General features: G+C 43.5%; 27 protein-coding genes. 7 read left to right on the top strand and 20 right to left on the bottom strand.

Annotated elements, in window-relative coordinates; all coding sequences use genetic code 11:
* Positions 1 to 216 carry a GDCCVxC domain-containing (seleno)protein gene (locus LX66_RS28580; protein ID WP_145718802.1) on the top strand — a complete coding sequence of 72 codons (216 nt, stop codon included), beginning with the start codon at positions 1 to 3 and terminating at the stop codon, positions 214 to 216.
* Positions 217 to 440: 224 nt separating this feature from the next.
* On the opposite strand, the gene LX66_RS25545 is transcribed toward LX66_RS28580, so the two are convergent.
* From LX66_RS25545 to LX66_RS25510, 8 genes are all read right to left on the bottom strand, one after another.
* Positions 441 to 1,127 carry a cytochrome c biogenesis CcdA family protein gene (locus LX66_RS25545; protein ID WP_145718800.1) on the bottom strand — a complete coding sequence of 229 codons (687 nt, stop codon included), beginning with the start codon at positions 1,125 to 1,127 and terminating at the stop codon, positions 441 to 443.
* Entirely contained in the window at positions 1,124 to 1,480 is a 357-nt protein-coding gene (locus LX66_RS25540; protein ID WP_158642764.1) for a heavy-metal-associated domain-containing protein, read from the bottom strand. Before LX66_RS25540 ends, LX66_RS25545 begins: the two co-directional genes overlap by 4 nt.
* Before the next feature lie 28 nt (positions 1,481 to 1,508).
* A complete protein-coding gene (locus LX66_RS25535) occupies positions 1,509 to 3,905 on the bottom strand; it encodes a heavy metal translocating P-type ATPase (protein ID WP_145718796.1) in 2,397 nt (798 codons plus the stop codon).
* 52 nt (positions 3,906 to 3,957) lie between these two features.
* Positions 3,958 to 4,236, bottom strand: a complete 279-nt coding sequence (locus tag LX66_RS25530; RefSeq protein WP_145718794.1) for a glutaredoxin — start codon at positions 4,234 to 4,236, stop codon at positions 3,958 to 3,960.
* Between the two features lie 54 nt (positions 4,237 to 4,290).
* On the bottom strand, positions 4,291 to 4,674 hold the full coding sequence (locus LX66_RS25525) for a metal-sensitive transcriptional regulator (RefSeq protein WP_145718793.1): 384 nt from the start codon (positions 4,672 to 4,674) through the stop codon (positions 4,291 to 4,293).
* A 152-nt stretch (positions 4,675 to 4,826) separates the two neighbouring features.
* Entirely contained in the window at positions 4,827 to 5,465 is a 639-nt protein-coding gene (locus LX66_RS25520) for a hypothetical protein (RefSeq protein ID WP_211366542.1), read from the bottom strand.
* A 67-nt stretch (positions 5,466 to 5,532) separates the two neighbouring features.
* Positions 5,533 to 6,783, bottom strand: a complete 1,251-nt coding sequence (locus LX66_RS25515; protein ID WP_145718791.1) for a hypothetical protein — start codon at positions 6,781 to 6,783, stop codon at positions 5,533 to 5,535.
* A 72-nt stretch (positions 6,784 to 6,855) separates the two neighbouring features.
* On the bottom strand, positions 6,856 to 7,287 hold the full coding sequence (locus tag LX66_RS25510; RefSeq protein ID WP_145718789.1) for a helix-turn-helix domain-containing protein: 432 nt from the start codon (positions 7,285 to 7,287) through the stop codon (positions 6,856 to 6,858).
* Positions 7,288 to 7,410: 123 nt separating this feature from the next.
* Between LX66_RS25510 and LX66_RS25505 the strand changes: the two genes are divergently transcribed.
* Together LX66_RS25505 and LX66_RS25500 are read left to right on the top strand one after the other, a co-directional pair.
* Positions 7,411 to 8,679 (top strand): hypothetical protein, encoded by a 1,269-nt coding sequence (locus LX66_RS25505; protein ID WP_145718787.1) that lies wholly within the window; start codon positions 7,411 to 7,413, stop codon positions 8,677 to 8,679.
* A gap of 46 nt (positions 8,680 to 8,725) precedes the next feature.
* On the top strand, positions 8,726 to 9,628 hold the full coding sequence (locus tag LX66_RS25500; protein WP_145718785.1) for a HEPN domain-containing protein: 903 nt from the start codon (positions 8,726 to 8,728) through the stop codon (positions 9,626 to 9,628).
* Positions 9,629 to 9,985: 357 nt separating this feature from the next.
* Here the strand turns inward: LX66_RS25500 and LX66_RS25495 are convergent, their stop codons facing one another.
* The 7 genes from LX66_RS25495 to LX66_RS25465 form a co-directional block, all read right to left on the bottom strand.
* Positions 9,986 to 10,390 carry a hypothetical protein gene (locus tag LX66_RS25495; RefSeq protein WP_145718784.1) on the bottom strand — a complete coding sequence of 135 codons (405 nt, stop codon included), beginning with the start codon at positions 10,388 to 10,390 and terminating at the stop codon, positions 9,986 to 9,988.
* Between the two features lie 33 nt (positions 10,391 to 10,423).
* Positions 10,424 to 11,527: a relaxase/mobilization nuclease domain-containing protein gene (locus tag LX66_RS25490; protein WP_244620511.1), complete on the bottom strand. Its 1,104-nt coding sequence runs from the start codon at positions 11,525 to 11,527 to the stop codon at positions 10,424 to 10,426.
* Positions 11,476 to 11,859, bottom strand: a complete 384-nt coding sequence (locus LX66_RS25485) for a plasmid mobilization protein (RefSeq protein ID WP_145718782.1) — start codon at positions 11,857 to 11,859, stop codon at positions 11,476 to 11,478. The genes LX66_RS25490 and LX66_RS25485 overlap by 52 nt, the downstream gene beginning before the upstream one ends.
* Before the next feature lie 405 nt (positions 11,860 to 12,264).
* The gene (locus LX66_RS25480) at positions 12,265 to 12,639 is read right to left on the bottom strand and encodes a hypothetical protein (protein ID WP_145718780.1); all 375 of its coding nucleotides are present in this window, start codon (positions 12,637 to 12,639) and stop codon (positions 12,265 to 12,267) included.
* A 35-nt stretch (positions 12,640 to 12,674) separates the two neighbouring features.
* Positions 12,675 to 13,688 (bottom strand): toprim domain-containing protein, encoded by a 1,014-nt coding sequence (locus tag LX66_RS25475; protein WP_145718778.1) that lies wholly within the window; start codon positions 13,686 to 13,688, stop codon positions 12,675 to 12,677.
* Positions 13,685 to 13,987, bottom strand: coding sequence for a helix-turn-helix domain-containing protein (locus tag LX66_RS25470; RefSeq protein WP_145718776.1), 303 nt, complete (start codon positions 13,985 to 13,987; stop codon positions 13,685 to 13,687). The genes LX66_RS25475 and LX66_RS25470 overlap by 4 nt, the downstream gene beginning before the upstream one ends.
* Positions 13,988 to 14,123: 136 nt before the next feature.
* Positions 14,124 to 14,972, bottom strand: coding sequence for a hypothetical protein (locus LX66_RS25465; protein ID WP_145718774.1), 849 nt, complete (start codon positions 14,970 to 14,972; stop codon positions 14,124 to 14,126).
* Between the two features lie 83 nt (positions 14,973 to 15,055).
* Between LX66_RS25465 and LX66_RS25460 the strand changes: the two genes are divergently transcribed.
* Together LX66_RS25460 and LX66_RS25455 are read left to right on the top strand one after the other, a co-directional pair.
* Positions 15,056 to 15,403 carry a DUF6922 domain-containing protein gene (locus tag LX66_RS25460; protein ID WP_211366539.1) on the top strand — a complete coding sequence of 116 codons (348 nt, stop codon included), beginning with the start codon at positions 15,056 to 15,058 and terminating at the stop codon, positions 15,401 to 15,403.
* Positions 15,361 to 16,071: a nucleotidyl transferase AbiEii/AbiGii toxin family protein gene (locus LX66_RS25455; RefSeq protein ID WP_145718772.1), complete on the top strand. Its 711-nt coding sequence runs from the start codon at positions 15,361 to 15,363 to the stop codon at positions 16,069 to 16,071. Before LX66_RS25460 ends, LX66_RS25455 begins: the two co-directional genes overlap by 43 nt.
* 52 nt (positions 16,072 to 16,123) lie before the next feature.
* Here LX66_RS25455 and LX66_RS25450 read toward each other — a convergent pair whose 3' ends face one another.
* From LX66_RS25450 to LX66_RS25440, 3 genes are all read right to left on the bottom strand, one after another.
* Positions 16,124 to 17,572, bottom strand: coding sequence for a tyrosine-type recombinase/integrase (locus tag LX66_RS25450; RefSeq protein ID WP_145718770.1), 1,449 nt, complete (start codon positions 17,570 to 17,572; stop codon positions 16,124 to 16,126).
* 322 nt (positions 17,573 to 17,894) lie between these two features.
* The gene (locus LX66_RS25445) at positions 17,895 to 18,329 is read right to left on the bottom strand and encodes a DoxX family protein (protein WP_145718767.1); all 435 of its coding nucleotides are present in this window, start codon (positions 18,327 to 18,329) and stop codon (positions 17,895 to 17,897) included.
* Between the two features lie 36 nt (positions 18,330 to 18,365).
* Positions 18,366 to 18,833, bottom strand: a complete 468-nt coding sequence (locus tag LX66_RS25440; RefSeq protein WP_145718765.1) for a hypothetical protein — start codon at positions 18,831 to 18,833, stop codon at positions 18,366 to 18,368.
* A gap of 89 nt (positions 18,834 to 18,922) precedes the next feature.
* On the opposite strand from LX66_RS25440, the gene LX66_RS25435 reads away from it, so the two are divergent.
* A complete protein-coding gene (locus LX66_RS25435; protein WP_145718763.1) occupies positions 18,923 to 19,906 on the top strand; it encodes a helix-turn-helix domain-containing protein in 984 nt (327 codons plus the stop codon).
* A 68-nt stretch (positions 19,907 to 19,974) separates the two neighbouring features.
* On the opposite strand, the gene LX66_RS25430 is transcribed toward LX66_RS25435, so the two are convergent.
* Positions 19,975 to 20,844 (bottom strand): helix-turn-helix domain-containing protein, encoded by an 870-nt coding sequence (locus LX66_RS25430; protein ID WP_145718761.1) that lies wholly within the window; start codon positions 20,842 to 20,844, stop codon positions 19,975 to 19,977.
* Between the two features lie 105 nt (positions 20,845 to 20,949).
* Between LX66_RS25430 and LX66_RS25425 the strand changes: the two genes are divergently transcribed.
* Positions 20,950 to 22,605: an alpha-L-fucosidase gene (locus tag LX66_RS25425; protein WP_145718759.1), complete on the top strand. Its 1,656-nt coding sequence runs from the start codon at positions 20,950 to 20,952 to the stop codon at positions 22,603 to 22,605.
* Positions 22,606 to 22,625: 20 nt separating this feature from the next.
* Here LX66_RS25425 and LX66_RS25420 read toward each other — a convergent pair whose 3' ends face one another.
* Positions 22,626 to 25,211 carry a cation-translocating P-type ATPase gene (locus tag LX66_RS25420; RefSeq protein ID WP_145718757.1) on the bottom strand — a complete coding sequence of 862 codons (2,586 nt, stop codon included), beginning with the start codon at positions 25,209 to 25,211 and terminating at the stop codon, positions 22,626 to 22,628.
* Positions 25,212 to 25,217: the final 6 nt, after the last annotated feature.

The raw sequence follows: 25,217 nt of genomic DNA, 5'->3' as shown, positions 1-25,217 counted from the left end.
ATGAACGAAACGATCATATTGCAATCTGTCATTACCTGTCCGGGTTGCGGATATAAAAAGAAAGAAACAATGCCAACAGATGCTTGTCAGTATTTTTATCGATGCGAGGAATGTAAGGTTATACTAAAGCCTCTTGCAGGCGATTGCTGCGTGTTTTGCAGCTATGGCACAGTTAAATGCCCGCCTATACAAATGAGCAAGCCCTGTTGTACCTAACAACCATTCCGGCATAGGTCGCTACAAGGCATGCTCAATGCCGCCCATAACGCCCGTCAGATGCAGAATAGCAAACAGCAGCAGCACAAGGCCAATAAGCCCCAGCAACACATATAATCCCCTGGGGTTTCCTGTTGCCGATTTACGGATGGGACCCTTCCGATGATCATTTTCCTTACAGAGTCCGTAGGGAGTCCTGCCTCATGGTTTATATACTGATATTATTACTGTAGATTGATATAAACTTTAATATAGTAATAGCATACAAATAAGAGAGCGGTACCGCTGACTATTTGTATGCTTCTCCTTAACCATGTGAATTGAGCGAATTTCGCAACCACACCTGCAAAAACACTTACAATAAGAAAAGGCAAACCTCTGCCTGCTCCGAAAAATAAGGCAAGCAGAAATCCAAAAACCGGATTAGCCTTTGCAGCAGCCACTGAAAGTAATAATAATAGCGGTGCAGCAGAGGTACCCAGGCTAAAGATTAATCCGTAAGTAAACGAATTAATAATACCAGGTTTACGTAAAGCAGCTAATTTGGCAACTTTCAATCTGGGACCGTAGAAAGCAGTTACAGCAGCTACACCGGATATTAAAGCCATTGATAAAGCCCAGTATCTGCCAAATGTTTCTGTAAGGAAAATTCCCAATTGTCCGGCCAATGCACCTAATACAGTCAGGCAAACAACAATTCCACAAAAAAAAGCAAATGCTATCATATATCCCCTGTTGGACTTTTGCACTGTATTACTACTTACAAGTCCGGCAATTCCAAGTCCTACAGGCAAAGTGCAGGGGCATACACCTGTAGATATTATTCCGGCAAGTGCCGCGATCATTAAACTGAGAAATGAACCATCAGCCAATGCCTTGCTGAACTGTTCAATAAATTGTTCTAAACTCATTGCTTTATTGCTTGCGGTTTTCCAGCAGTATAACCTTTATCATTTATGGCTTTCTGAATTTGTTCCGGTTTTATCAAATTAGGAAAGTAGGTAATAATTGCATTTCTTTTTTCAAGACTTACTTTCACATCTTTAATACCATCCAAAGATTTAACTATTTTCTTAACATTTGATTGGCAGGCACTGCATACCATCCCATCAACAGGAACTTGAATTGTTTTGGCAGCTTTAGGTTTGGTTTGTTCTTTGGGTACAGGCTTTTTTTGTTCCTGGGCACAGGAAGTAATTACAAACGCAATCAGCATAACAAAAGAACAGAATAATTTCATAACTAATGATTTCTTCGTTAACATACGCAAAGCAATTATTATAGATAGTATATTATAATTCAATTGCATTAAACCCCTCTTTCTCTAAAGCCCTTTTCAAATCTTCCTGCTTTATTTGCTCAGGATAATAATTCACCTGAACTTGTTTCTGAATTACTTTTGGTTTAACCACTTTCACACCAGGCAAGGCAGTAAGCGCAGTAGTTATTTTTTGTGCACAACCTTCACACACCATATTAGATACTTTAAATCTTGTTTCTGTCAATGCTGCGGATGCTTCCTTAATAATAGCTTCAAGCCGGAGGGTTCTGATACGAAGCGTGTTAATCAGGATTACAAAAATGCTAATGATCATTACGGCAATTGCCAATATGGGCGTTATTAAACCAACGGCCGCAAGCAGCATTCCAACGATATTAAATAATACAGCAACAATTACATTGCCGGTCATTGTTTTATAGCTTGCCTTCCCTAAAATCACAGCATTCAGTACATCAATCAATCTATCACCAATCAAAATAACACCTGCAGCTTCAATAGCAACATCGGTTCCAGCACCAATGGCTATACCAACATCTGATTGTGCTAAGGCCGGAGCATCATTTATTCCATCTCCAACCATCGCAATTTTGCAACCTTTCTTTTGCAACCCTTCTATAGCGGTTGCCTTTTCGCCAGGCAATAATTCAGCATGTACTTCATCAATTCCAAGCTGTTTTGCAATAGGCGCAGCAACCTGTTTCGCATCACCTGTCAGCATTACCGTTCTTATGCCCCGCTGCTTAATCTTTGCAATTACCTGGCTACCTGTTGGGCGTGGAGTATCCTGCAATGCAATAACCCCTATTACATTACCATCCCTGCAAAAAAGTACGGCTGTTTTACCTTCATCGCCCAAAGCGCTTATTTTCTTCCTTATATGTTCAGCAATAGCAATGTTACTTTGTTCAATAAAGGAAGGCTTTCCTGCTATTATCAGACTACCGTTTAAATTTCCGATTACCCCCTTTCCCGGTATTGCTTTGAAATTATCAATCTGCAATTTTGGTACTGCTTCCTTTTGAGCATAAAAAGTAATTGCCTGTCCTATTGGATGTTCAGATTTACTTTCCACTGCTTCTGCGATGGATAATAGTTCGGACACATTTCCATTAACGGCATCAATATCTGTTACGGTAGGTTTGCCACAAGTCAGTGTTCCGGTTTTATCAAAAACAATGGTATCAACCCTTGATAAGCCGTAAAACACCTCGCTTGCTTTTACCAAAAGGCCAATGGAAATACCTTTCCCTCCTGCAATAGCGGCCAGCATAGGTGTGGTAATTCCCAATGCACAGGGGTACCCCATAATAACAGTGGTGAGTAAAACAAGCGTAGCCTGTATATAATTTCCAGTGGCAAATGCCCATACTATAAAGGCAATTGTAGCTACAATAAAAACTACGGGCCCGTAATAATTCATTAGCTTATCTGCCAACAATTCAACCGGTGGTTTCTTTTCAGCAATCCGGCTCATTAAACTTACTATCTGGCTTAAAAAGCTATCCTGTCCGATTTTTGAAACCTTTATCCGGAGTGCCCCATCAAGGTTTAAAGTTCCTCCAATCACATTAGACCCAACTTCTTTTATAGCAGGTGTACTTTCACCTGTAAAACTGGCTTCATCAACGCTGGCGTTTCCGGATAGTACATCTCCGTCCAAAGGAATGCGTTCACCAGGACGTACTTCAACCACTTCACCTGCCGATACATCTTTGGTGAATACCTCAATTAGTTGCCCAGCTCTAAGTACCCTTGCTTTTGGGGGTTGCAGATTAATTAGCTTACGTACCGCTTCAGAAGCCTTTTTGCGGGTATCTAATTTGAAATAACCAAAGAATAAATGCAGCGACATCAGCCATGCAGCTACAGGTAAAAAGTTCTGCCAAACAGGATTATAAAGGGATAGTGCACCAATAATAAATGAACCCCATGCCCCGGTAGATAATAATACATTGGCATTAATTACCTTTTGCCTTACAGCCATGATGGTTTTGCGTAATATCGGGTATCCTACCCATAACAAGACAAAGGTGGCCACCACCAGACTAAACCAGGCCCGGTATTGTTGCGGAAGGTTGAACAGATTTAAAGGATCAACCAATAAATCTATTACAGCCGCCACCATTCCAATAGTACCGCGCTGTTTTATCAGGTTGAATATAGCTTCATCCGTTTTATACTGCTGTATTTCTGATGAAGAAACACTGTAACCTAATTTTTCTACCGCATTGGCAAGTTCTTCCCGACTCATTTTAGCAGTATCAGCTTCCACTAATACAATGCCATGTACCAGGTTCACCATCACACTTTTTATTGCCGGGTATCTTTTCAATGCCTTTTCAACACTCATGGTGCAAAAAGAACACATTAACCCGGAAACCTTCATTTGTACGCTTTCAATTGCCATAATATATCAGAATGAGATTGTTGTAATAGATTTATTGGTTACCCATACAGGATTATACTGGCTGGCCGATTCCGGCGTTTTTCAGTTCCGCTTCAGCAACACCCTTGTTTTGGCAACAATTAAGGAGAATTCCATTTACGGCAACAGCAGGGAGAGATTTAATACCATACTGCTGCGCTTTCTGAATACATTCCCTAGTGTCACAGGGTTTGGAGAGATCATAAACAATAACCTCGCAGGAGGAACAGGCCATACCCTGCACCATTTTAACAGTAGGTTGGCAAACACTGCACCCTGCAGTAAATACTTCAATAATCCGTTTGTTTCCCATGATTTTAAATTTTTATAAACCAAAGGTCAACCGGGCAGGGGGGTGTCCACCAAATTATTTTTCAGATTTTTTGGAATTTTCTTCGTTGTACCGGGCTAAGCGTTCCCCTATTTCATTGATTTCCTTTATTTTATGGGTGAGTTCACTGTCCTGGAGCAGTGGAAACTGCTCTTTTAAGATTTCAATTTTTTGGGCGTCGGGGCAATTGCCGGGGCAGGCGTTCATTACTTTGACCAATTTGAGGGCCAGGCTTTTGCGGAAAACTTCATCCAGTAGCAAGAAATGGGCTTTTTGCAGACCCTGGTCGGCGGCTTTAAACTGGTTAAGTATCTGGTCAGGGTCTTTGCCCTCCTGCAGCATATTAATAATGCCCTCTATTTGCCCCTTTATGGTAGAGAGGCGTTTTGTCAGATCCCCGGTAAGTTCTTTTGGCAGCATGTTCGGAATTATTAATTAAAAACTGCAAAGATCGGAGTACATAAGGGTGTTCTGCAAATAAATTATTGCTCAATTACTGCATGAATGAACCACCTGCAGAATAGGCGATTACTTTAAAGTTCCGTAGCCACAATATTATTAAAAGATAATCTTCAATGTCCACCCATAACGCCCGTCAGGTGCAGAATAGCAAACAGCAGCAGTACAAGGCCAATAAGCCCCAGCAACACATATAATCCCCAGGGCCTCCCCGTCGTCGATTTACGAATAGAGCCTCCCTTGCGCTGCTCATTCTCCTTACGCAGGCCATAAGGAGTTCTGCCCCATGGTTTATACACGGAGATTGTTGTGATAAAAAGCAAAACCAGCAAGGCGGCGCCGGCATCCGCTATAAGCTGGATACGTAACCCGCGATACTCGGTAATTGAGAGCGCTGTTGTTAATGCTATTTTTGCCAGGTAACTGATGGGCTGCATGTGCGCCAACAACAAGATGGCAGCAACAATAGTCAAAAAGAGCTTCACTACAATCCAATAATACCGGAACAAACCCCAGGGGGTATACAGTGATTCAATAAGCCCGGTTATCAGAGAAGCAAGGCAGAACGGAGCGATAACGAACCATCCTATTAACTCCACCATGATATAGGCGGAACGAACAACCTGCATGTTCTGGCTGGCCAGACCAGCTATGGCAACAGCTAAAAATCCGGCTATGGCGCCAAGCCAGCCCATTGAAAAAGTGATATGTGCAGTAAGTGCAAACTTCCGGAAAAAAGGAGTCAGGACCATAATTTTTGAATTTTATATAAAGTTAGTCCTTCTGATAATGCTAAAAATATATACCCTGTTAAATTTATCAGAGAGCGGCCTTCGCTATTTTTTCCATTATATGATGACTGTCCCCAAACCTGCACAGGGCATCACAATGTTGCTGCAGATCAGAAAACAGGATGTATTTGATAGGCACGTTATTCTGCCTGATGGCCGGCCGGGAGAGCTGCAGCATAACATCCTTTTCCCTGTTGTCCGGCACTATTAAATAAAATACCTCATCACCATCTGCAATGGTGTAGCTCAAATCAGACAGGCGTAAAATACCCGAATAAATACTGGTGCTTTTCTCTACTTCAAAAGCGGCTATTACATTATTAGTACCTTTTTGAAACCATAGTACATCAATAAGCTGTATTGTATTCAATACTTCGCGGTCACAGCTCATAGCAGGAAACACGGGCAGGCTCACAAAGGAAAAACTTTGCCCGTGGCAGCTTTTGGAACGGTCATTGACAGCGGAAATTACATCATATCCCAATGCTCGGCCGATCTTCAATAAATGATACTGCATCTGCGTATGCAGGCTTTCCTGCGCTTTTTCATCCTGTACTTCCTTATGCCGTTTTTCAATGGCCTTTTCCAACTTTCTTCTTTCATCTTCACTCAAATATTCGTCTGTGCCAATTACCAGTTTTTGGGCGCCGATCTCAAATAGCAATCCGGCAATGGCTCCTAAATCACTTGATAATTCTGCTCGGTGCTGGTTGTTAGCATCCATTAACACCTCCCGCAGTTTTAGATATTCGCCCCAGCTACCAAGTTTCTTTTTGTCTTTGAACAAAAAATTAAACCCGTTGATGATGGCCGTATTAAAAGGAGGGATAATGGTGGGATGCAGAAAGTAAAGGATACTGGCAACTGCCGGCCCAAGACCTTTTATTTTTAAAGCGTCCAGGCGGCTGATTTCCCGGATAATCTGTTCTTCTGTTTTGGCATTTAAACAGTTTTCCAGGAATTGACCGAAAGCCTGTTTATTGCTTTCATGCTCATAAATATCGGGAATACGCAGTTTAGGTTTCCAGTAAAAGGGATGCGCTGCTCCTTCAAATACTTGTTTCTGTTCTGTGATGCACGTAAGTACAAATTCCAGGGAGGATCCTTTAAAGTCGTTGGGAAAGCGCTTGTATTTAATGTCTTCAACCACCTGCATTACACCGCGCCGGATGGAACGGAAAGCTTTAAGCCGTTCTTCGTTGTTGATAAACCAGGTGTTGTAGACAGATTCTTTGTCTGCTTTGTATTGCCGGATAATAGGAGAGAGGGTATTATTCATACCATAAATTTATTCGCGTTGTATTACAAAAAAACCACCATAAGGTGGCTTTTCTCAATGTCTTATGCTTTATTACTTTTTCTTTTCACCTGCCAGTTTTTCCAGCAGTTCGTTCTTTTCCTTCAGCATTCGTTCATACAGCTCTATTTTTTCATCATATAACTGTACAATCTTATCAATAGGATTAAAAGTGCATTGATAATTCATTGCTGAAGCAATGGCGTTATCCTTAAAATCCGAAAAGGTATTTGAAAAAATATTAATGGCTTGTTCCTCATTAAAATTTTTAATGGCTTCAGGGTTTACATGCAGCGCTTTAGCTACCAGTTCCAATATTTGAGGGTCTATTACTTCTTTCTGTTCCAAAAGGGAAATTTTTTGTTGGTTCCAGTCGTCCCCAAGTTCAATGGCAAGGGCATCCTGTTTAATACCTAAGATTTCCCTAATCCGTTTTATGTTCCTGCCTTGATGTACTTTTTTATCAGCCATAATAGTATTTATCATATTAGCAAATATAACCAAAATCTACAAAAAGTTAAATACAGGTATTCTGTGTAAGATACAAAGATAAAATGTTGAATACAAATTCATTATAGGGTTATTTCGGGTTGATCTAAACCTTACCACATGGCAACCCATAAAAACACCAGGATACAGGGTATTGGGCTACGCAATTCATCCGATCCCTTCACCATCCTCTTAGACGCTGAACCTTATGTATTAACCGATGATGCTTTAAAAAGGCAGGTGGATGAACGCCTTCAAAGAAAACGGGAGTGGTTCTATCCCAAGCTAAAGTTTATTTCTATGGTAGACACTACACTTAAAATGCGGCTTACTTTCCGGGACGTTTCCCACGAAATGACTGTAGGCATCGAACGGGATAAACTGCACATTTCCTGCACCTGTGCCCAGCAGGTCGAAACGCTTTGCCTACATACATACAAAGCGCTGGAACGGGTAATTGGTTATCGCAGTACAGACTACTTTAAAGAGTACCGCCCCAATGGTTTGATGGAAATAGCGGCCAATCACCCAAAGTATTTTGATAGGAAAGTGATAGATCAGGGCATTGATGTTAAACCGAAACCCAATTTAGGCAGCGTGTATCAATTGGCCGATAAGATGGAAGGTATCCCGTTTAGTGAAGTACTGAAATTGCCACCGGCCCCGCCAGAACGAAAAGCGAGAGATACAGCAATTACCTATATTCTTGTAAGCCATTTCAGGAACAAGTACCTTACGTTCCTGCTGCCCTGTTTAGGCGTTCTGAACAAATCACAAGATAATATTAAGGCGTTCTATCACTTCATTAGTGGTACGGAGAAGGAATACGACCCTTTTTTAACCGATGATCAAAGAGCACTGAACAAGTTATGTTATGAAATGTGGCAGCAGGTTGAAACGCAGTCCGGTTCATTGTTAGAAGGTGAACCCGAACAGGAGCGTTCACCCGCTGGTATCTTCAGCCTGTGGGAAAAGGCAATGCCCTTGCTATTGCAACAGGAGTTTATTTACAGCTATGGTCTGTATAATAAGCGGGAATTAAAGGAGAAACCGCAAAGAGCACGGATTGACCGCATTACCCTTGTGAAAGACAGGCCGCACCTTCACTTTCAGCTTTTGGATAAAGGCCCGCTTTACCAGCTACAAATGAAAGCGGCTGTAAGGGATGGGAATATTTACAAATACAACACGGAAACAACCTTTTTCCTGGAGGAAGATAAAAAATTTTATCTGCTGGCTTCCTTACGGGATGCTGGTATGGCGGAATGGATGCGAAAAGCAGGCGGCCATATAACAATTTTTAAAGAACACTTTGGGGATTTTGAGCAGGAATGCTTAGACCAGCTCCGGGAGTGCTATGCCGTTACCACCGTCTTAGCCTATAAATAAAGCAACTTAAGTAAGCAAGTTTTTGTAAACCCAAAACTGGATTGTCATGAACATCGGAGGATACAACCACAGAATAGAATATACTACCAATGTATTTATCAATGCCGGAGCAGATACCGCAGAATTAAGGAACTGGAAGGAAAAACTGATTTCTATAGCTACACAGATACCGGACCAGGCAGATACCCTAACACCGGTTATTCAGCTTATTGTTGCGGCCATTGCACCAGCCAAAATATACATGATAAAACATGATGCCATTGAAGGAATGGAGGACGAAGCATTTATTGACCTGTTAATAGTAGTTTCTGGAAAAAGTAACACGCCATTCAAAGAGCTGGAACCCGTACTGGAAATGGCCTACCTGAAAGACCGGCGGGTTTGCTGCTCCCTTCATGGGGAAAGTAATGTAATTGAAGGTTTACGAACAGGGCATCTATTTTATTCCCTCCACTGCATTCCTGAAAATCTTGTGTATGATGATAAAGCGGCTGTATATCCGATAGCAACGCCCGTTGCTATGCAGGAAATGAAAACCCGAATACAGCAGCAATTTGCCTTAACATTTAAAAAAGCCCTCGACTTTAATAAAAGCGCTATTTTCCTGTATGAAAAGGCTCGTTCCCCAATTATTGCATTTTTATTGCACCAAGCGGTAGAACTTACTTACAGGGGCATTTTGCAATGTTTGAACGGGTATGATAAGAAAACGCATGAGATCCGTGCTTTAAAAAAACATGCCCGCCGGTGTGCCCCGCAGTTGAATAGTTTTTTTCCAGATAACACAGAAGAAGAAAAGCGGCTGCTGGATATACTAGAAAACGCTTATCTAAAGGCCCGGTACGAAGACCAGTACATTGTCACAGAAAATGACTTTTCATTGCTTTTTAAAAGAGTGATGCAGCTACAGCAGGCAGCTACGAAAATCATAGAGGAAAAGACTGCCTGAGCTTACGCTATTCATCCTGCTTTCTAATTTGGGTTAACCATCTGTCTATTTCATTCATCACATCAAGGGCATCCTTTTCCGGGTAGTATTTCTGCATATATTCTGCAAACCGGGCCTTGGTCCTTATATCCTCCCATTCCATCACCGTCAGGCTTAACATGGGCCATTTCTTTGTCTGCAGTACAAAGCCATAAAGTGAAGGTGCATAGTAATGATTGGCCACTGCTTAACCCAGCCAAGGAGAAAAAGTATCGGGTTGTAGAAAATAGTTCAAAAATAGCTCTTAAAAAAGATTATTTTCCTGCCGAATGTTGCACGATATATAGTGGATGGGTGAGATAATTGGGGTATTTATCCCTATGTTACCCAATGATCTGCCATGTGTTTTATCAGTAAATAGCAATAGGTGGCAATGACAATATATAATATCCAGCGAAGTACTACTGAATAATATTCCTTTGCATTATGCTCAGGAAAAAGCAGAAACCGCTTGTTTTGCTGGACACTTTTAGGTTGCTCAGCTATAATTTTCTTTACTTCCGTTATACCCTGGATCATAATTGCCTTCACTGGTGTTGTATCTAAAGGTGGAGAAGTTACTTTGATATTTTCCAGTTTCTTTTCAAAGTCGCCTGCTCTTTCTTCCAGCAAAGAAATTGCCCTCTTTAATTCATCAACCTGTTTTGTCAATCCTTTCTGCTGTTCAGTGAACTCATTCAAAACTAGCTCCAGGCTATCTTTTTCTATGTTACCTATACCCATAAGTCGCTGTTTAATTATTTAACAAATCTGATTTTACAAACTCCGGCCCTTCTTTTTCTTTTTGCGTTTGGCCTCTTTTAAAAGTTCGGGATTAATAGATTGCCCACCGTATTCCGGCTTCATTAAATCATACAGTAAATGATTAAGCTGCTGTGTCAGGTTAATTATTTCCTGCTGTATAAGAAACACAGGAGATTTTTCCCGCTGGGATGCCTGCCAGGTTTGCAACCGTAATTTCTGCATTGGAGTAATAGCCGGGTATTTTGTTGCTTGTTGTTGTATGGCAGTTTCAAAAACAGTTTTTTTTGCCTGTTTAGCAGCCAGCTCAGTTCCAATGTGCAGGATCTGTTCAATCTTGGATAACGAAAAACCTACTTCGCTGCCTTTTATGCGTACTTTTTTATTATCAACAAAGGCAATTCCCCGCCCCTTGATCACCTGGTAACCCAATGCTTGCATCCGCTGTTCAAAATCTTGATACCGGGTAACCTGTTCCAAGGTTCGTTGTATGTCATTCCTTAATTTCTCCCTCCGCTGGTCATGCCGGGGGATCGAGCGTTGTTCTTTAGGAAGGAATTTCCGTGGACTTAATACTTTAGTTAAGTTATATTGCTTTTCCAATCTTCGGCAAAGCGCTGCCATCCGGCGATAACTATTACTATCCTTGGCAACCTTTCCATCATACCCTACACGGTTAGCTACTATATGAATGTGAGGCTCCGGAGTATCCTTATGTAATATGATCAAATATTGATTGTCCTGTACTTCAAATTCTCTTGCACATGCCTCCCCAATCTCAATCAGTTTGTCTTTAGTGCAGGTATCATCCGGTGCAAGCCTCAGAGCAAAATGAAATACCGGATTTTCCACCCGCTTGCTTAACCTTGAAACATCCCTGAACTGTTCAGCCAACTCATATTTATTGCCAAAGCATTTGTGATACGCCAACACTTCCGCCCGGTCTTTATGCTGCAATCCATCCTGCCGGGAAAGCTTTTCTTTTTGTTCATCAGTCAATTCCAATTTGTCCTCCAGGTCATAACTGATACAGCCCAAAAAAGATTTCCCCGTATCTACATATCCAATCATTGCAAATAATTTTTGATACGGCCCGCCAGTTCCTTTAATTCTTTGCATAGCAACAGCAGGTCTGCCCGGTCAAGTGGCGTTAATACATCAGTTACACTGTTATGCTTTTTGGCAAGCTGATTTAAGTTAGCAGCCATGTGGTTGAGTGTACCAGTAAGGGCTAAAACTTCTTTAGGAAGCGTTTTTACCTTGCTGTCAATTTTTCCGTTCAACCCAAGTTGCAGTAAATATTCCGATGCAGATAAGCACGCTTTTTTGGCCTTGGCAAAAATGGTTATCTTCTCATAACTGGTACATTTGATTGGTATCCGTTGATTCTTTACAACATTCTTTTTAGGGCGACCGCCCTTGTTGTTTACAGGTTTATCCATCTGCTTCATAGTCTCTTCCTCCTGATTTTTTGAATGCGATAGCATGAAAAAAATCCCACCCCGAATGCGATAGCATGAGGGGCCAGCGTTTTGGTGCACACCAAAACATAGCTGGCTCCCTGAGCGACAAAAAAACTGCTCACCCTTCGGGCAACCTGCTTTGCCATAATACCCATTTTAGGCGTTTTTTAGAGTGTTTCTTTCTTGAGGTGGGTATTGGTATTGCCAGGTGTAATTATTCATGCTTATTGGCATTTATTTGTGATGTAGATTTATAACTGATGCTGGCGCCCTGCCTACTGGAGAGCTACCATATTTCCCCAACCTATTCAGGAACGATTCATTAAAAAACATGGGAAATTAATGGTGGACATTTTGGCAGTAAGGACAGGTTTCTTGCTGCAATAATTTTGATTATAGCGAGGCATCCCGGTTAAAAACCCTTGGATTATTTACACCATACCTGCGGATATTATCTTTTAAATCCAACCACAGGCGGATATTATAATCTGCTATTTCAAAAATGTCTGCTTCTGTAAGCTGGTAAGGGTTGATCATATTGACAATTGTTTTCTTCGGCGGCTGTTCGCCGGGCGGCTTATTTTCCTGTGTTGTTTTGCTAACATCAGTAGTAGCTTTCGCCTGCTGTAGTTGTTCTGAACAGGAGAAAATATTAGGAGCATACCCTTCTCCGATCTGCAAACTCTTACCAATAGCAAGACTGTTGCCGAATAATTTTATTTGCTTGCCACTGTTTAATATTAGTGTCCTTCTTTTAAAATCAGTCATAGTTATTTCGTTTTTTTATGTAAAGAGATAATTTTTCAAAACCGGTGGCCTCTTTGTCTGTCGCGGGCAACCTGTTTGTTCATCACGTCATCAGCTACTCCCGTTGCTCTTTTAATTGCCTGGATTTCCCGCTGTATCTGTAGAAAATTTTGGATTAGCCATTGATTGAGGTCTTTACAGCCCTGGTATAAAATGCTGCAATCCTTGTATGGGGAGTTTTCTTTTACCACCTGAGCAGTGTATTTTATACCAGCGGTATCCCTGTCTAAGTAAAGGTCAATGGTTTGATGCCTTTCCATTAAAGGCTGGCTCTTTTCAAAAAAGGACAGGGAGTTTAATACCAACAAATTAATGGGTTGCAGATTCCGGCCCTGGTAAATGGTGAGAAAAGAAAGGAAGTTAAAAAAACCCTCAAATACAGCCACCTGATTTGCTCCATGGTCAATAAAGGTTATGCCTTTGGGAGAGCTGCTGCCCTTAAAGTAAGGGTTACGCAACTCATACCCACCGGCATCATTGGGGAAACCAATGGCATAATATTGTTTACCGTGAAGCTTATACTGAACCTCCCTGCAATAAGCCTGCGCCAGTTCAACCGGTATTCTTCGCTGGCCCAGGTAATGGACGAGCGCCGGGGAAGTGATAGGGCCGGCGGAAACGCCCCGTATCTTTTTCTTTTCACCGGAAAGCGTAGTTGGATCAGCCCGGTGCGGAAGCTGGGCATCACCAGGGCCTGGTAAAGCAGGCGAAAGGTCGCGGTGAAAAGAAAGAAAAGTTTGCAATTTCTCCAAAAATTCTGGAATGGTACAGCCATGATACTGTATCCCGAAATCAATAATACTTCCCCCTTTCCCTATGCCATGATCAAACCAAAGGTTTAGTTTACGATCAACCTTGAAAGACGGCTTATTATCAACACGTCCGGGAAGGGGTGATGAATACCAAAACTCCCGGCTGTTGCTCATTTTAGGATCAGGGTAATGCCTCTGTGAAGCCAGGTAATCTGTTATGTCTATTTGTTTGGCCTCAGTAATAGTTAACTTTTTCATTCTCCCAGGGGTTTAAAGGATGGTTTGCGTTTCTGTTTCACGTATTCGAGTACCTCGGAGCGGAGAAAATATACCCGTCCGCCCTGTTTATGAAAGGGCAGGCCCCGTTTCATCCAGTCATGCAGGGTAACCAGGGAGATGCGGAAAATACCCGCTATTTCCTTGCGCGTAAGCAGGGGTTCTTGCTGCGGGTCGGCGGGCTGGGCACTTTTAATGGAAGTATTTTCCAGACATTCTTTCACTGCATCCCTGATCCACCGGCGGAAATCATTCTCATTTGGAATAAATAAAGTGTCCATAAAAAGAAGTTTTACAGACACAAATATGAGTTAGCGGGGAAAGGAAGTCAATGATGGATTAATCATGGATTTTGTAAGGAAGGAAATTCTTTAGTAAGAATGAGTTATAAATAGTAAATGAGGTTATGTAACTGGTTTACTCAAAGTAAAATTCCCTGAGTGCTTTGTCAAGGCGCTTGAATTTCTCTACGTTCAGGTCAATATTTGCTTCCGCTTCTTTAATGTCTCTTTGAATGGTGTTAGGTTGTTTGCCCATAAATTCCGGAAAGTGGAGACGTAAAACAAAAGCAAGATCCGTAGCTGAAAAGTTATCGAATAGTCTGCCCTTAATCTTCCCGTTTCTATCAGTAAACTGTAAATTCCGAAGAAGATAAAAATGCTGGATGAGCAGGGGCAGATATTTGGGATGGGTTACTGTGATACTCCCAGCCAGATATGGCTGTATCAGCTTTTCAATAACAGGGATAAGGTTTTCAGTGAAGTTTTTTACTTGATCACTTGTTTGTTCCGGGCCGGTCTGCCGGTTTTCCAGGAGTGTTCTTGCTTCCAGCTCAATATTCTGCCGGAGTAATTGTTCCTGCTGTGCCCGCTGTTCCTGGTTTTTCTCAGCTACCCAATCCAAAGCGGCCTGAAGTTTGGACCTCCGGAATCTGGAGAGTTTACGCTCCAGGCGTTCAGTAATTTCATCATGGAGGAATTTTAAAAAGTCCTTCTTGTCTTGATAAGCATCATAATGAAATGTCAAGTACCTATTAATATCATTCTTGTCATACTCAAATAGCTTATTAAAGACTTCGTTCTTATAGCGTCTTATATATGGCTCCTCCCGGAAATACAAATAGTAATCTTTCCCATAGGGGCCAATTTTATACTGGAAATAGGGAATAAACCCGCCCTTCCTGGTGGAATAAGCGGATCGAAAACCCAAATCAGCCAATATATTCCTTAGAAAGATATTGGAGAATAACCGCTCTTTTATACGCATAACTTACTGGCTATTAGGTTTAGGAAGTTAATAAAAAATACTCAAATTCAATCTCCATCCATTTTTCGTATATTTATGGTTGAATGGGAAAAGCAAATAACATATCACCAGCATCTGATCTAAAGCAAAGCGGGAAAAAAGATAAACCGAATCTTCCCCGACACCTCTTTTGGGATCAACGCTATGATGAGATAGATTGGGCAAACGGGTACGGCAGTATTATTGCGCGGGTTATTGAAAGAGGAAACAAGGAAGAGTGGGAAGAGATGGTACGTTTTTATGGTCAGCCGAAAATAATAAATGCCCTTAAAAACGAAATAAAATATCTGGCTGATTATGCCATTGAGGATGCATGTAGATATTTTAATCTTAGAAAGGAAGAATTGTTATGCTACAACAGGAAGCAGTTGAGAAGGGGACACTGGATTTGATCAAACGATTTATGGAGGATCAGCAATTCAAACCCTTTTATCTGGTAGGAGGCACAGCCCTTGCATTGAAGATCGGCCACCGAAGGTCTATTGATATAGATCTCTTTACAGAAAAATCATTTAATGCTAAAGAAATAGCAACTCATATAGAGGCATCTTATCCTGTTCAAAATCTACGTTCCATTAATAACGGGGTTTTCTGTTTTGTAAGTGGTGTCAAAGTTGATATTATTGCCCACCAGTATCCCTTACTCAATAGTATTGAAGAAGTGGAAGGCATCAGAATGCTATCATTACTCGATATTGGAGCCATGAAACTAAATGCCATCTATGGGAATGGTACAAGATTAAAAGATTATATAGACATATATTCGTTGTTGGCCTATATACCTTTGCAAGAAATACTGCAAGCTTGTGAACGAAAATACCCTGATATCGATGCTACCATGGCGAAAACTGCTCTGCTGTATCATAATGATATAGATCCCACAGAAAAAGTTGATTTTATAGGGATTGATATTAAATGGCCGGAAGTGGCTGACAGGTTAAAACAGGCTGCTGCCAATCCACGGCTTACTTTTGGCCCTTCCCAACAAACGCTGAAGTTGTTGCAAATAAAACAGCAGCGTAATATCAGGCCCGATAAAAATAAAGGGCGGGGATTGTAACATAAAATCCCAATGACCAGTACGGCTGGTCATTGGGTCAATAATGCAGCACCTAAGAAACTTTGACGGCGACTTCAGCCACTTCTATTTTTTCCGGTGGAGTGGTCTTTTTAAATGAAATGAGTTTCCCGGCAAATTCCTTTTTCACGTCTTTTTCAAAACTGTCAAGATAATTTTCTGTAGTGCTTTTATCAGCATGTCCTAATGCTTCTTGTATAAATTCGGTGCTTGCTCCAGAACGTTTCATGAAAGTGGAATATGTATGCCGGGTATAAATAGTTGTTGCTTTCCTTATGTTTAGTTCTTCACAGATCTTTGCCATCCGGTCGTTTACGAACTTAACAAACGCTTTTATAGCATAATGTTCCTCAAGTGGCGTCATTCCTAACTGCAAAATGGGAAATATGTAATTGGTAGGGGACTTGTCCTTATTACCCCAGCGATCAATAATGGCCTGTATATCTTCTGTTATATATACCGTTATCGGCTTGGGATCATTCCGGGTCGTAAGCTGTGTTTTGGCGCGTTCAAAAACAATGAACTCGCCTTGTATATTCCGATACCTCAATAAAGCCGCATCTTTGGGGTTCATCCCATTGGCGAAGAAAAAGAACAACCAATAGTCTCTGGCCTGGCTGTACTCAATATTGTCAGTATCGTAGTAGTATATTTTTGAAATATCGTCCTGCGCCAATGCCTTTTTAATATTCTTGGAAGTGGGAATTAAATACTTGCGCCGGCCAAATGGATAATTCTTTCGTGGGATCAAGTTAAATTCATCAATAGCTAAATTATAAATTGATCTCAGCGGGCGCAGGTTAATGCCTACAGTAGATTTGGAGCAATTACGATCACGCATCCATTTTTCGTATTGACGCAGATAGCCGGGTGTTACATCAACGAATTGTGCATTGCCTTGGAATTTTTTCAACGAATAGTAAGTGTTCTGATAGTTCAATGCGCTACCTATACGGCCTTCTTTAATCAAATTCTTCACATACCAGGCAAATACAACAGAAATACAGTCAGCTCTAGGATGGCTTTCCTTTAAAATAGGAAATTTTCCTTCATAGGGAGAAAAGTCAAATTCGCCACTATTGGCTTCAACGTTCTGCTGTTTTTGTTTCCGTGGTTTAAATAAAGGATTAGCAGTAATAAAATATCTCTCAAATTCATTAAAAGCAAAAGGCCTGATTTCCTTTGCAGCTGTTTCAGCAGACCTCAGCATATCCTTTAAGCTGTCACGGGCTTTCTGCAAATCGGAACTAAGGCGTGGAGCTGACAGCTTTTTAAAATCTTCTTTGCTTAAATCGTAAATGGTTTGATACCGTTGTGGAACGCTATCATGGACAACCAGAAGCTTTACGGGATAAGCACCCGTTCTTTTTTTCATTCTGCGGGTGTCCAATTCGATTGATAATGAAACTGGCATAAAACTGAATTTTTCATTTTCACAAATCCTTCCTGCACCGTCAAAATTTGCCAGTGAATTTGCCAGCAAACGGTCAGTTAAATGCCCTGTTGAAAGGGTTCAACGAAAATAGGAAAATACATTTAATTTATTGATAATTAAATAGTTAAGTTAATTTCAGTTAAGATGAGTAGAAGTGGAATTAAGCAATCTTGCGAACTCAAAATCTGGTTCTCGCAAGGGAGTGCAGGTTCGATTCCTGTTCCGGGCACGGTGATTATCAACAAGTAAAAAAGGTCGCAGTGATGCGGCCTTTTTGTTTTCCTGAAATTTACCAGCAATTTACCAGTAAAATTGAAGACAGGAAGTAAAGAGCTTATTAGCAGCGTAAAAATACATCTTTCTATCTGATCTACGGGGTAGAAGGTCGCTGGTTTGAATCCTGGAGTTTGCGGGAAGGTGGGCGAAGCGCCCAGGAACCTATTGTAATGGATAAGAAAAAAAGGGCAGGAAAAATGGTCTTCACGCCATCAGCCACATAAAGGTGGCATGTAATTCCGCCAATGTATATCATGGCCATCCCGAAGTACGCCCACTCTTTAAAAAGTGCTAAACGTGGAAGTACGAAAACCGGGGCTGCCAGAAGGGTTGCTGTTCCCAGAATATAAGGGAAATAGGCAGGGAAACCTATTTGTTCCATAAGGCGATTATAGTAGCCTTTATTGAGCCAGTTAAAACACCAGGTTGCAGCGTAAACACATTCGAATACCAGAAAGCCGGTGAAAATCCAATAGGCTATAAGACGTGCCCTCGAAATCGACAAAGGAAGTTTTTCCGGTTTGTTCATAACAATACTTTTTGTAATAATGCCTGTATGCAAGACCTAGTTAAACTTGAACACACCCAACACAAAAATAGCAAGTACCACCGCTAACTGTACGAGATAGTAAACAGTTATGTTCCTTTCTAACCTGGCAAGCGTTGCGGTTGACTTCTCTGTTGTATCCGCTGTAATAACAGCGCTCGTTTTCTTACGTTGCCGCCCGGTTACAGCGCTCATTACGATCAGTACCAGCACCAGCATCATCTTCACCCTGAACCACAATTGCTCTGCAAATGCTCCTTTTGTCTGCATTACCAGCAAAATACCGGATAATATCAGCAATGCTCCGCCAATGGCGGCAATGGGGCCAAGCTTTGCGCCGAGATCATGCACAACCAACGCCTTTGACCGGTCTGGACCATATAGTTTCCAAAAACGTCGTTCCATCATATAGCCGATCAAAACGGTGCCGCCCAGGAGCGTCAACCCGGTAATATGCACCAGTAGACTGAGAAGATAAAAATTCATTGTTTGATCATTTGATTCAGGTGTCAAGTTGAAGCTAATTTCCCGGATTGATTTATATTTGAAGGAGTAAATTTTATATTTCCGGGAAAATGCCGATTGAACTCAGGAACACACTTGACAAGCAGGTACTGTATCGTAAAGAATTTACCGGGCAGGAGTTTAATCAACCGGTTCTTTCCGAGCGCTCCTTCCAAATGAAGCTCCCTTTTGCCGATATGCAAATGGCGCAGTGGCAGTTTGATGGCATCCAAATACTCTTTAATAACTGGCACTACAATCGTCCTGCATCCATTTCACTTGAAAGCGACCATGACCTGGTAAACCTGCAATTTAATCTCAAAGGGGAAATTCAGTTGCAGTCCGGGAACTCTTCCGGGATGATAGCCATTGCAGGCAACCAGCACAACCTGCTTTATAGCAATGGTATGACTGGCGTTTTAGCTGGCAATGTGAACCAGGATTACAGCGCGTTTGTTGTTCAGTTTAACCGGGAAGCCTTTCTACGGATTGCAGTTAACGCCGGAGAAATACTGGAAAGGTTTGCAGAGAATGTGGCGGTCAAAAAAGCTGCTGTGCTGTCACCTTCGTACATGCCGATAGACCTGCGACTGCAACAAGCCATCCAATCAATACTTAACTGCCGGTACGCCCCTGGGATTAAAAAAATATTCCTCTATTCAAAAGTACTGGAAATACTTGCCCTGCAGGCGGACGCCTTCGGCCGCACCCTGCTGCGGAAGCAAACGACCCTTAAAACCGATTACGACAAGGAACGTATTCATTTTGCCCGCGAATACCTGCTGCAAAATATTGAATCGCCGCCCGGACTTCCAGAACTCGCCCGCATCGCAGGCATTAACGAGTTTAAGTTGAAACACGGCTTCCGGGAGCTATTCGATACCAGCGTTTTTAACTATCTGGCTGAAAAAAGGCTGGAGCTGGCTTGTAACTATCTGCAGGATTCCAATATGTCCATTGCTGATATTGCCCACTCGCTGGGGTATTCTTCCGTACAGCACTTTAGCATGGCTTTTAAAAAGAAATTCGGCTACCCGCCAAAGGCAGCGCGTTAGTTTACCGCTTTTTTGTTAATCAAAAATTAGCCATAGAGCACAGGAAATGATCAGCTTAGCGAACCGCATCACCGACCCGGCTGGCAGATCTTCTTTTTATAGCTACCCGGATTCATCCCCGCCGTTTTTTTAAAGAGCCGGTTGAAGTACGAAATATTCTCAAATCCCAGGCTGTAGGCAAGGTCCTTAATAGATACATCTTTCAGCAACATGACCTGCTGAGCCTTCTCTATCTTCTTTTGATTGATGTATTTTCCCGGGGTGCAGCCCATGTGTTTCCTGAACAGGCGGATAAAATGATCTTTTGTAAGGAAACATAACGCCGCCAGGTCTTCTATATTAAGGGGCTGATCGATATTAGTATGAATATGATGCAGTGTTTTTATTATCCGCTCGTCAAGATCAAGATTTTTACCGGATGCATGGACCAGGAAACGGGAAAACACCTGTTGGATGATGCCCCGGGCCTCCATTTCAAAAGCAAAGGGGGTAGTCCTGTGAAATGCTATATTATTAATAAGGGTAGAGGAGTTATCGTAAGACCGCGGATCATAAACCTGCAGCCCCCGGTCCGGGTTGATGAAGGCCAGGCGCTGTATTAGCTGGATCACCAGCGGGTCTGCCGCAACTTCCACGGGAAAGTCGACCAGGTCAAAAATGCTGGGCCGGTTGCCCATTTCTTCATAGATATGGATATAGTACAATGATAAGCTGCCCTCACATTCATACCCGTGGTGAACATAGGAAGGCGTGAGATACAAATGATCTTTCTTCAGCTCATAGGTGCCGCCTTCCCGGATGATGCTGGCCGTTCCGCTTTCAACCAGGTGTATCCTGGTAAAAGGGCTGCACACATTCTTCCAGTTCCAGTCAGCGTTATGGACCGCATGACCAACGTTCAGTAAAATGAAATCAGGGTATTGCTGCTCTTCGTTCATATACAAGGCCAATTACAGCAAATGTAGGGCCTGGATGTCGATAAAGTGCAATTTTTTGTCGATATTGGATAAAATGCGGAAAAGGGATATCCGTATTTTTAAAAGATGAAACGACGTACGTTACTCAGGGGCATGGCCGGGATGATCCCGGCTTTATGGACAGCCCGCCACGTTAATGCTGCTGCTCTTTTAGAAAACGCACTGCCTGGAGAGCAGATGATACAAGGTCCTTTTCAACCTTCCTGGCAATCCTTAAAGCAGTACCAGGTACCGGAATGGTTCCGGGACGCCAAATTCGGCATCTGGGCGCACTGGGGGCCGCAATGCCAGCCGGAACACGGCGACTGGTACGCCCGCAGCATGTACCAGGAGGGAAGCGATAGCTACAAGTATCATCTTCAGAAATATGGTCACCCATCGAAGTTTGGTTTTAAAGATGTGATCAACGAATGGAAAGCGGAGAACTGGGACCCCGACTATCTGCTTTCGCTGTACAAAAAGGCCGGCGCCAGGTATTTTGTTGCGCTGGCCAATCACCATGACAATTTTGACAATTACAACAGTAAATATCAGCCATGGAACGCCGTGAACCTGGGGCCTAAAAAAGACCTCATTGACGGTTGGGCAAAAGCCGCCCGGAAACATGAGCTGCTTTTTGGCGTTAGTGTGCACGCATCGCACGCATGGACCTGGTACGAACCTGCCCAGATGGCGGATAAGAAAGGGCCCCTTGCTGGTGTGCCTTATGATGGGAAGATCACGAAGGCTGCCGGGAAAAATACTTGGTGGAACGGGTACGACCCGCAGGACCTGTATGCGCAAAATCATCCGCTTAGCGCCAAAGCAGAAGGCTGGGATGCCTTCAACCAGCAATGGAGCTGGGGAGGCGGCGCCAGTAAGCCCAGCAAGGCCTATTGTGAGAAGTTCTTTAACCGGACCGTTGACCTGATCAACCGGTACGAACCGGATCTTTTGTATTTCGACGATACGGTGCTGCCCTTATGGCCCATCAGTGATGCCGGCCTGCGTATAGCGGCTCATTTCTATAACAGCAGCATCAAAAGGCATGGTTCGCTGCAAGCCGTGCTTAACGGTAAGATACTCAACGAAGAGCAGCGGCAATGCATGGTCTGGGATATTGAACGGGGGCAGAGCCACCAGATAGAGCCGTATGTGTGGCAAACAGACACCTGCATTGGCAGTTGGCATTACGACCGCAGGGTCTATGACAAACAAGGCTATAAGTCGGCCAAAACAGTCATTCATACGCTGGCCGACATTGTGAGTAAAAATGGCAACCTTTTGCTGAGTGTTCCCCTGCGCGGCGACGGTACGATTGATGACGCAGAGCTGGCAATTGTAGAAGGCATTGGCGCCTGGATGCAGCATAACAGCGAAGCGATATTTGGCACCCGCCCCTGGAAAATATATGGTGAAGGGCCGGCCATTGAAGAGGCGGCGCCGCTTAAAGCCCAGGGGTTCAATGAAGGTAAGGGGAAACCTTTTGGACCGGAAGACATTCGCTTTACCGCCAAGGCCGATAGCCTGTACGCCATTGTGCTGGGCACGCCGGCCGACGGAAAAGTACGCATCAAATCCCTGGCCGCCGGCAGCTCATATTATCCCACGGCCATTGCACGTACCGAATTGTTGGGCTACGGACCGGTGAATGTGGAAAGAACAGCGGAAGCGCTGGTCGTTCAGTTGCCAGATAGCCTGCCCGGCCAGGATGCGCTCTGCGTGAAGATCCTGCAGGCCTGAGGATGTTTATAATGTAGGGCCTACATGACAGCCCGCTGCGTTCTTCTTTTCCTGGAAAGGACCTTCTCTAGTTCAACCGCAAAAAACACCATTGACGAAGCGCCGCCAACCAGGAAGAATTCGTTTAGGGTCAACGCTTCAGTTTGAAAAATAGGTTGAAAGAAAGGAACATAGGTGATGGTGAACTGGAGGATAAAAGCCAGTACCACCGCGCCTAACAGCGGTTTGTTGGAAAATATGCCGGTTGCAAACAGGGACCGGTGCTCCGACCGGATGGCCAGTACATGGCCCATCTGGCATAAGCACAATACATTGAAAACAATGGTTTGCCAGTGTAGATCATTACGGATAGCCCATCCCTGAAGGGACAAGGTAATGCCTGCCATTAACATGCCTACCCAAACCATGTGAAATCCACGGCCGTTGGCAAAAACACTTTGCTGCGGCGGACGGGGCGGCCTGTTCATAATATCCTTCTCGGCTTTTTCAAACGACAGGGAAATAGCCGGCAGGCCGTCGGACACCAGGTTTATCCATAAAATATGTATTGGCAGCAACGCTACGGGCAAACCGATCATAGGGCCTAGCAGCAATGTCCATAATTCGCCGGAATTGGTGGTCATCAGGTATTTGATAAACTTCAGTATGTTGTCGTAGATCCTCCGGCCTTCCTTCACCGCCCTTACTATCGTGGAAAAATTATCATCCAGCAGGATCATATGGGCGGCTTCCTTGGAAACATCGGTTCCCGTAATCCCCATTGCTATGCCGATATTTGCCCGTTTAAGCGAAGGCGCGTCATTAACCCCGTCGCCCGTCATTGCTACGTAATGTCCTTTCTGTTGCAGCGCTTTTACGATCTGCAGTTTTTGTTCGGGAGATACCCGGGCATATACTTTTATCTTTTCCGCTTTTGCAAGAAAGCTGTCATTGTCCATCGCCGCAAGCTCCTGGCCGGTAATAACCAGGTCCTGTTCACTGCTGATAATGCCTATGCGGTGGGCAATGGTTTTCGCGGTAAGCGGATGATCGCCTGTTATCATCACCGGTACAATACCTGCTGTTTTACATTGAGATACTGCTTCCGGTACTTCTTCTCTTGGCGGATCTATAATGCCGGTTAATCCCAGGAACTGCAAACCTGTTTCATGCGTTTCACTTTCGGGATGTTCAGGAAGCGTGTCCCAGTAGCGAAAGGCGAAGCCCAGCACCCTTAAACCATCTGCCGCCATTATATCTACCTGTTCCTGCATGGATGGAAGATCGATGTCCACACATCGCTTCAATAAAATATCGGGAGCGCCCTTGGTGAAGGAGATCATTCTATTCCCGTGCTTATGAAAAGTGGTCATGAGTTTGCGGTCGGCATCAAAAGCTATTTCCGAAAGGCGGGGCCAGCCGGCTGTTTTAACATGTTGTTCAACCGCCATTTCCAGTAGAGCGATCTCCGTGCTATCCCCCTTCATATTACTATCCGCATCCATGACTGCATCATTGTTTAACGCAAATGCCTGTAGCAGCAGTTTCTCGTGTTCGTGCTGCTCAAAGGAGGGGAGGTCTTTTCTTTCATATGATTTTCCATCGAAAAAAACTTTCTCCACGTGCATTTTGTTCTTGGTAAGCGTACCTGTTTTATCGGTGCAGATATAGGTAACGGAGCCCAGGGTTTCCACTGCCGGCAATTTCCTGATAAGACTGTTGAGCCGGATCATTCTTTTGGCTGCCAGGGCCAGCGAAATCGTAATAACGGCGGGCAATGCTTCCGGGATAGCCGCAACAGCCAGGGAAATGCTTGTCATGACCATTTTGATCACTTCTTCCCCCCGCAGCCAACCGGCAACAAAGAATAAAGCGCACAGGAATAATACCAGTACCGACAGTTTTTTCCCAAATGAGATCATCCGCTGCTGCAATGGGGTAAGCGATTCCTCTTCCTGCAGCATTTTGGCGATACGCCCAAGCTCCGTTTGCATGCCGGTCGCAATCACCACCGCAGTACCCCGGCCGTACGTCACAAAAGTTCCCTTAAAGGCCAGGTTTTTCCTGTCGCCAACGGGTAAGTCATCTATTTCCAGCGGATGAACGATCTTGTCAATAGCGTGTGATTCGCCGGTCAGGGCGGCCTCTTCTATCTTCAGGTTCACCGATTCAATGATCCGTACATCAGCGGGAACAGCATTGCCGGCCTCCAGCAGGATTACGTCGCCGGGCGCCAGTGCCGTAGCGGGCATCCAGGTGCTGAGCCCATCCCGCAGCACCCTTGCCTGTGTAACCGCCATTTGCTTCAAAGCCTGCATGGCTTTTTCTGCACGGTATTCCTGGAGGAAACCGATAATAGCATTCAGGAAAATAATGATAAGGATAACAATTGTATCAGTAAGGTCCCCAATGATGCCGGATATAATGGCTGCCACCAGCAGGATCAGGATCATCACATCCTTAAACTGGCCCAGCAGCATAAGGGCTATGCTTTTCTTTTTTCCCTCCTGCAATTCGTTAGGGCCATATTGCGCCAGTCTTGCCTCGGCATCCGATGTGCTCAATCCCTGTTGTTTTGTATCCAGCAACTCAAAAGTTTCGTCTATACTTAACCTGTGCCAGTTCATTTTGAT

The organism is Chitinophaga japonensis (assembly GCF_007830125.1).
Taxonomy (GTDB): Bacteria; Bacteroidota; Bacteroidia; order Chitinophagales; family Chitinophagaceae; genus Chitinophaga; species Chitinophaga japonensis.
This window is presented reverse-complemented; position numbering and strand designations above follow the sequence as displayed.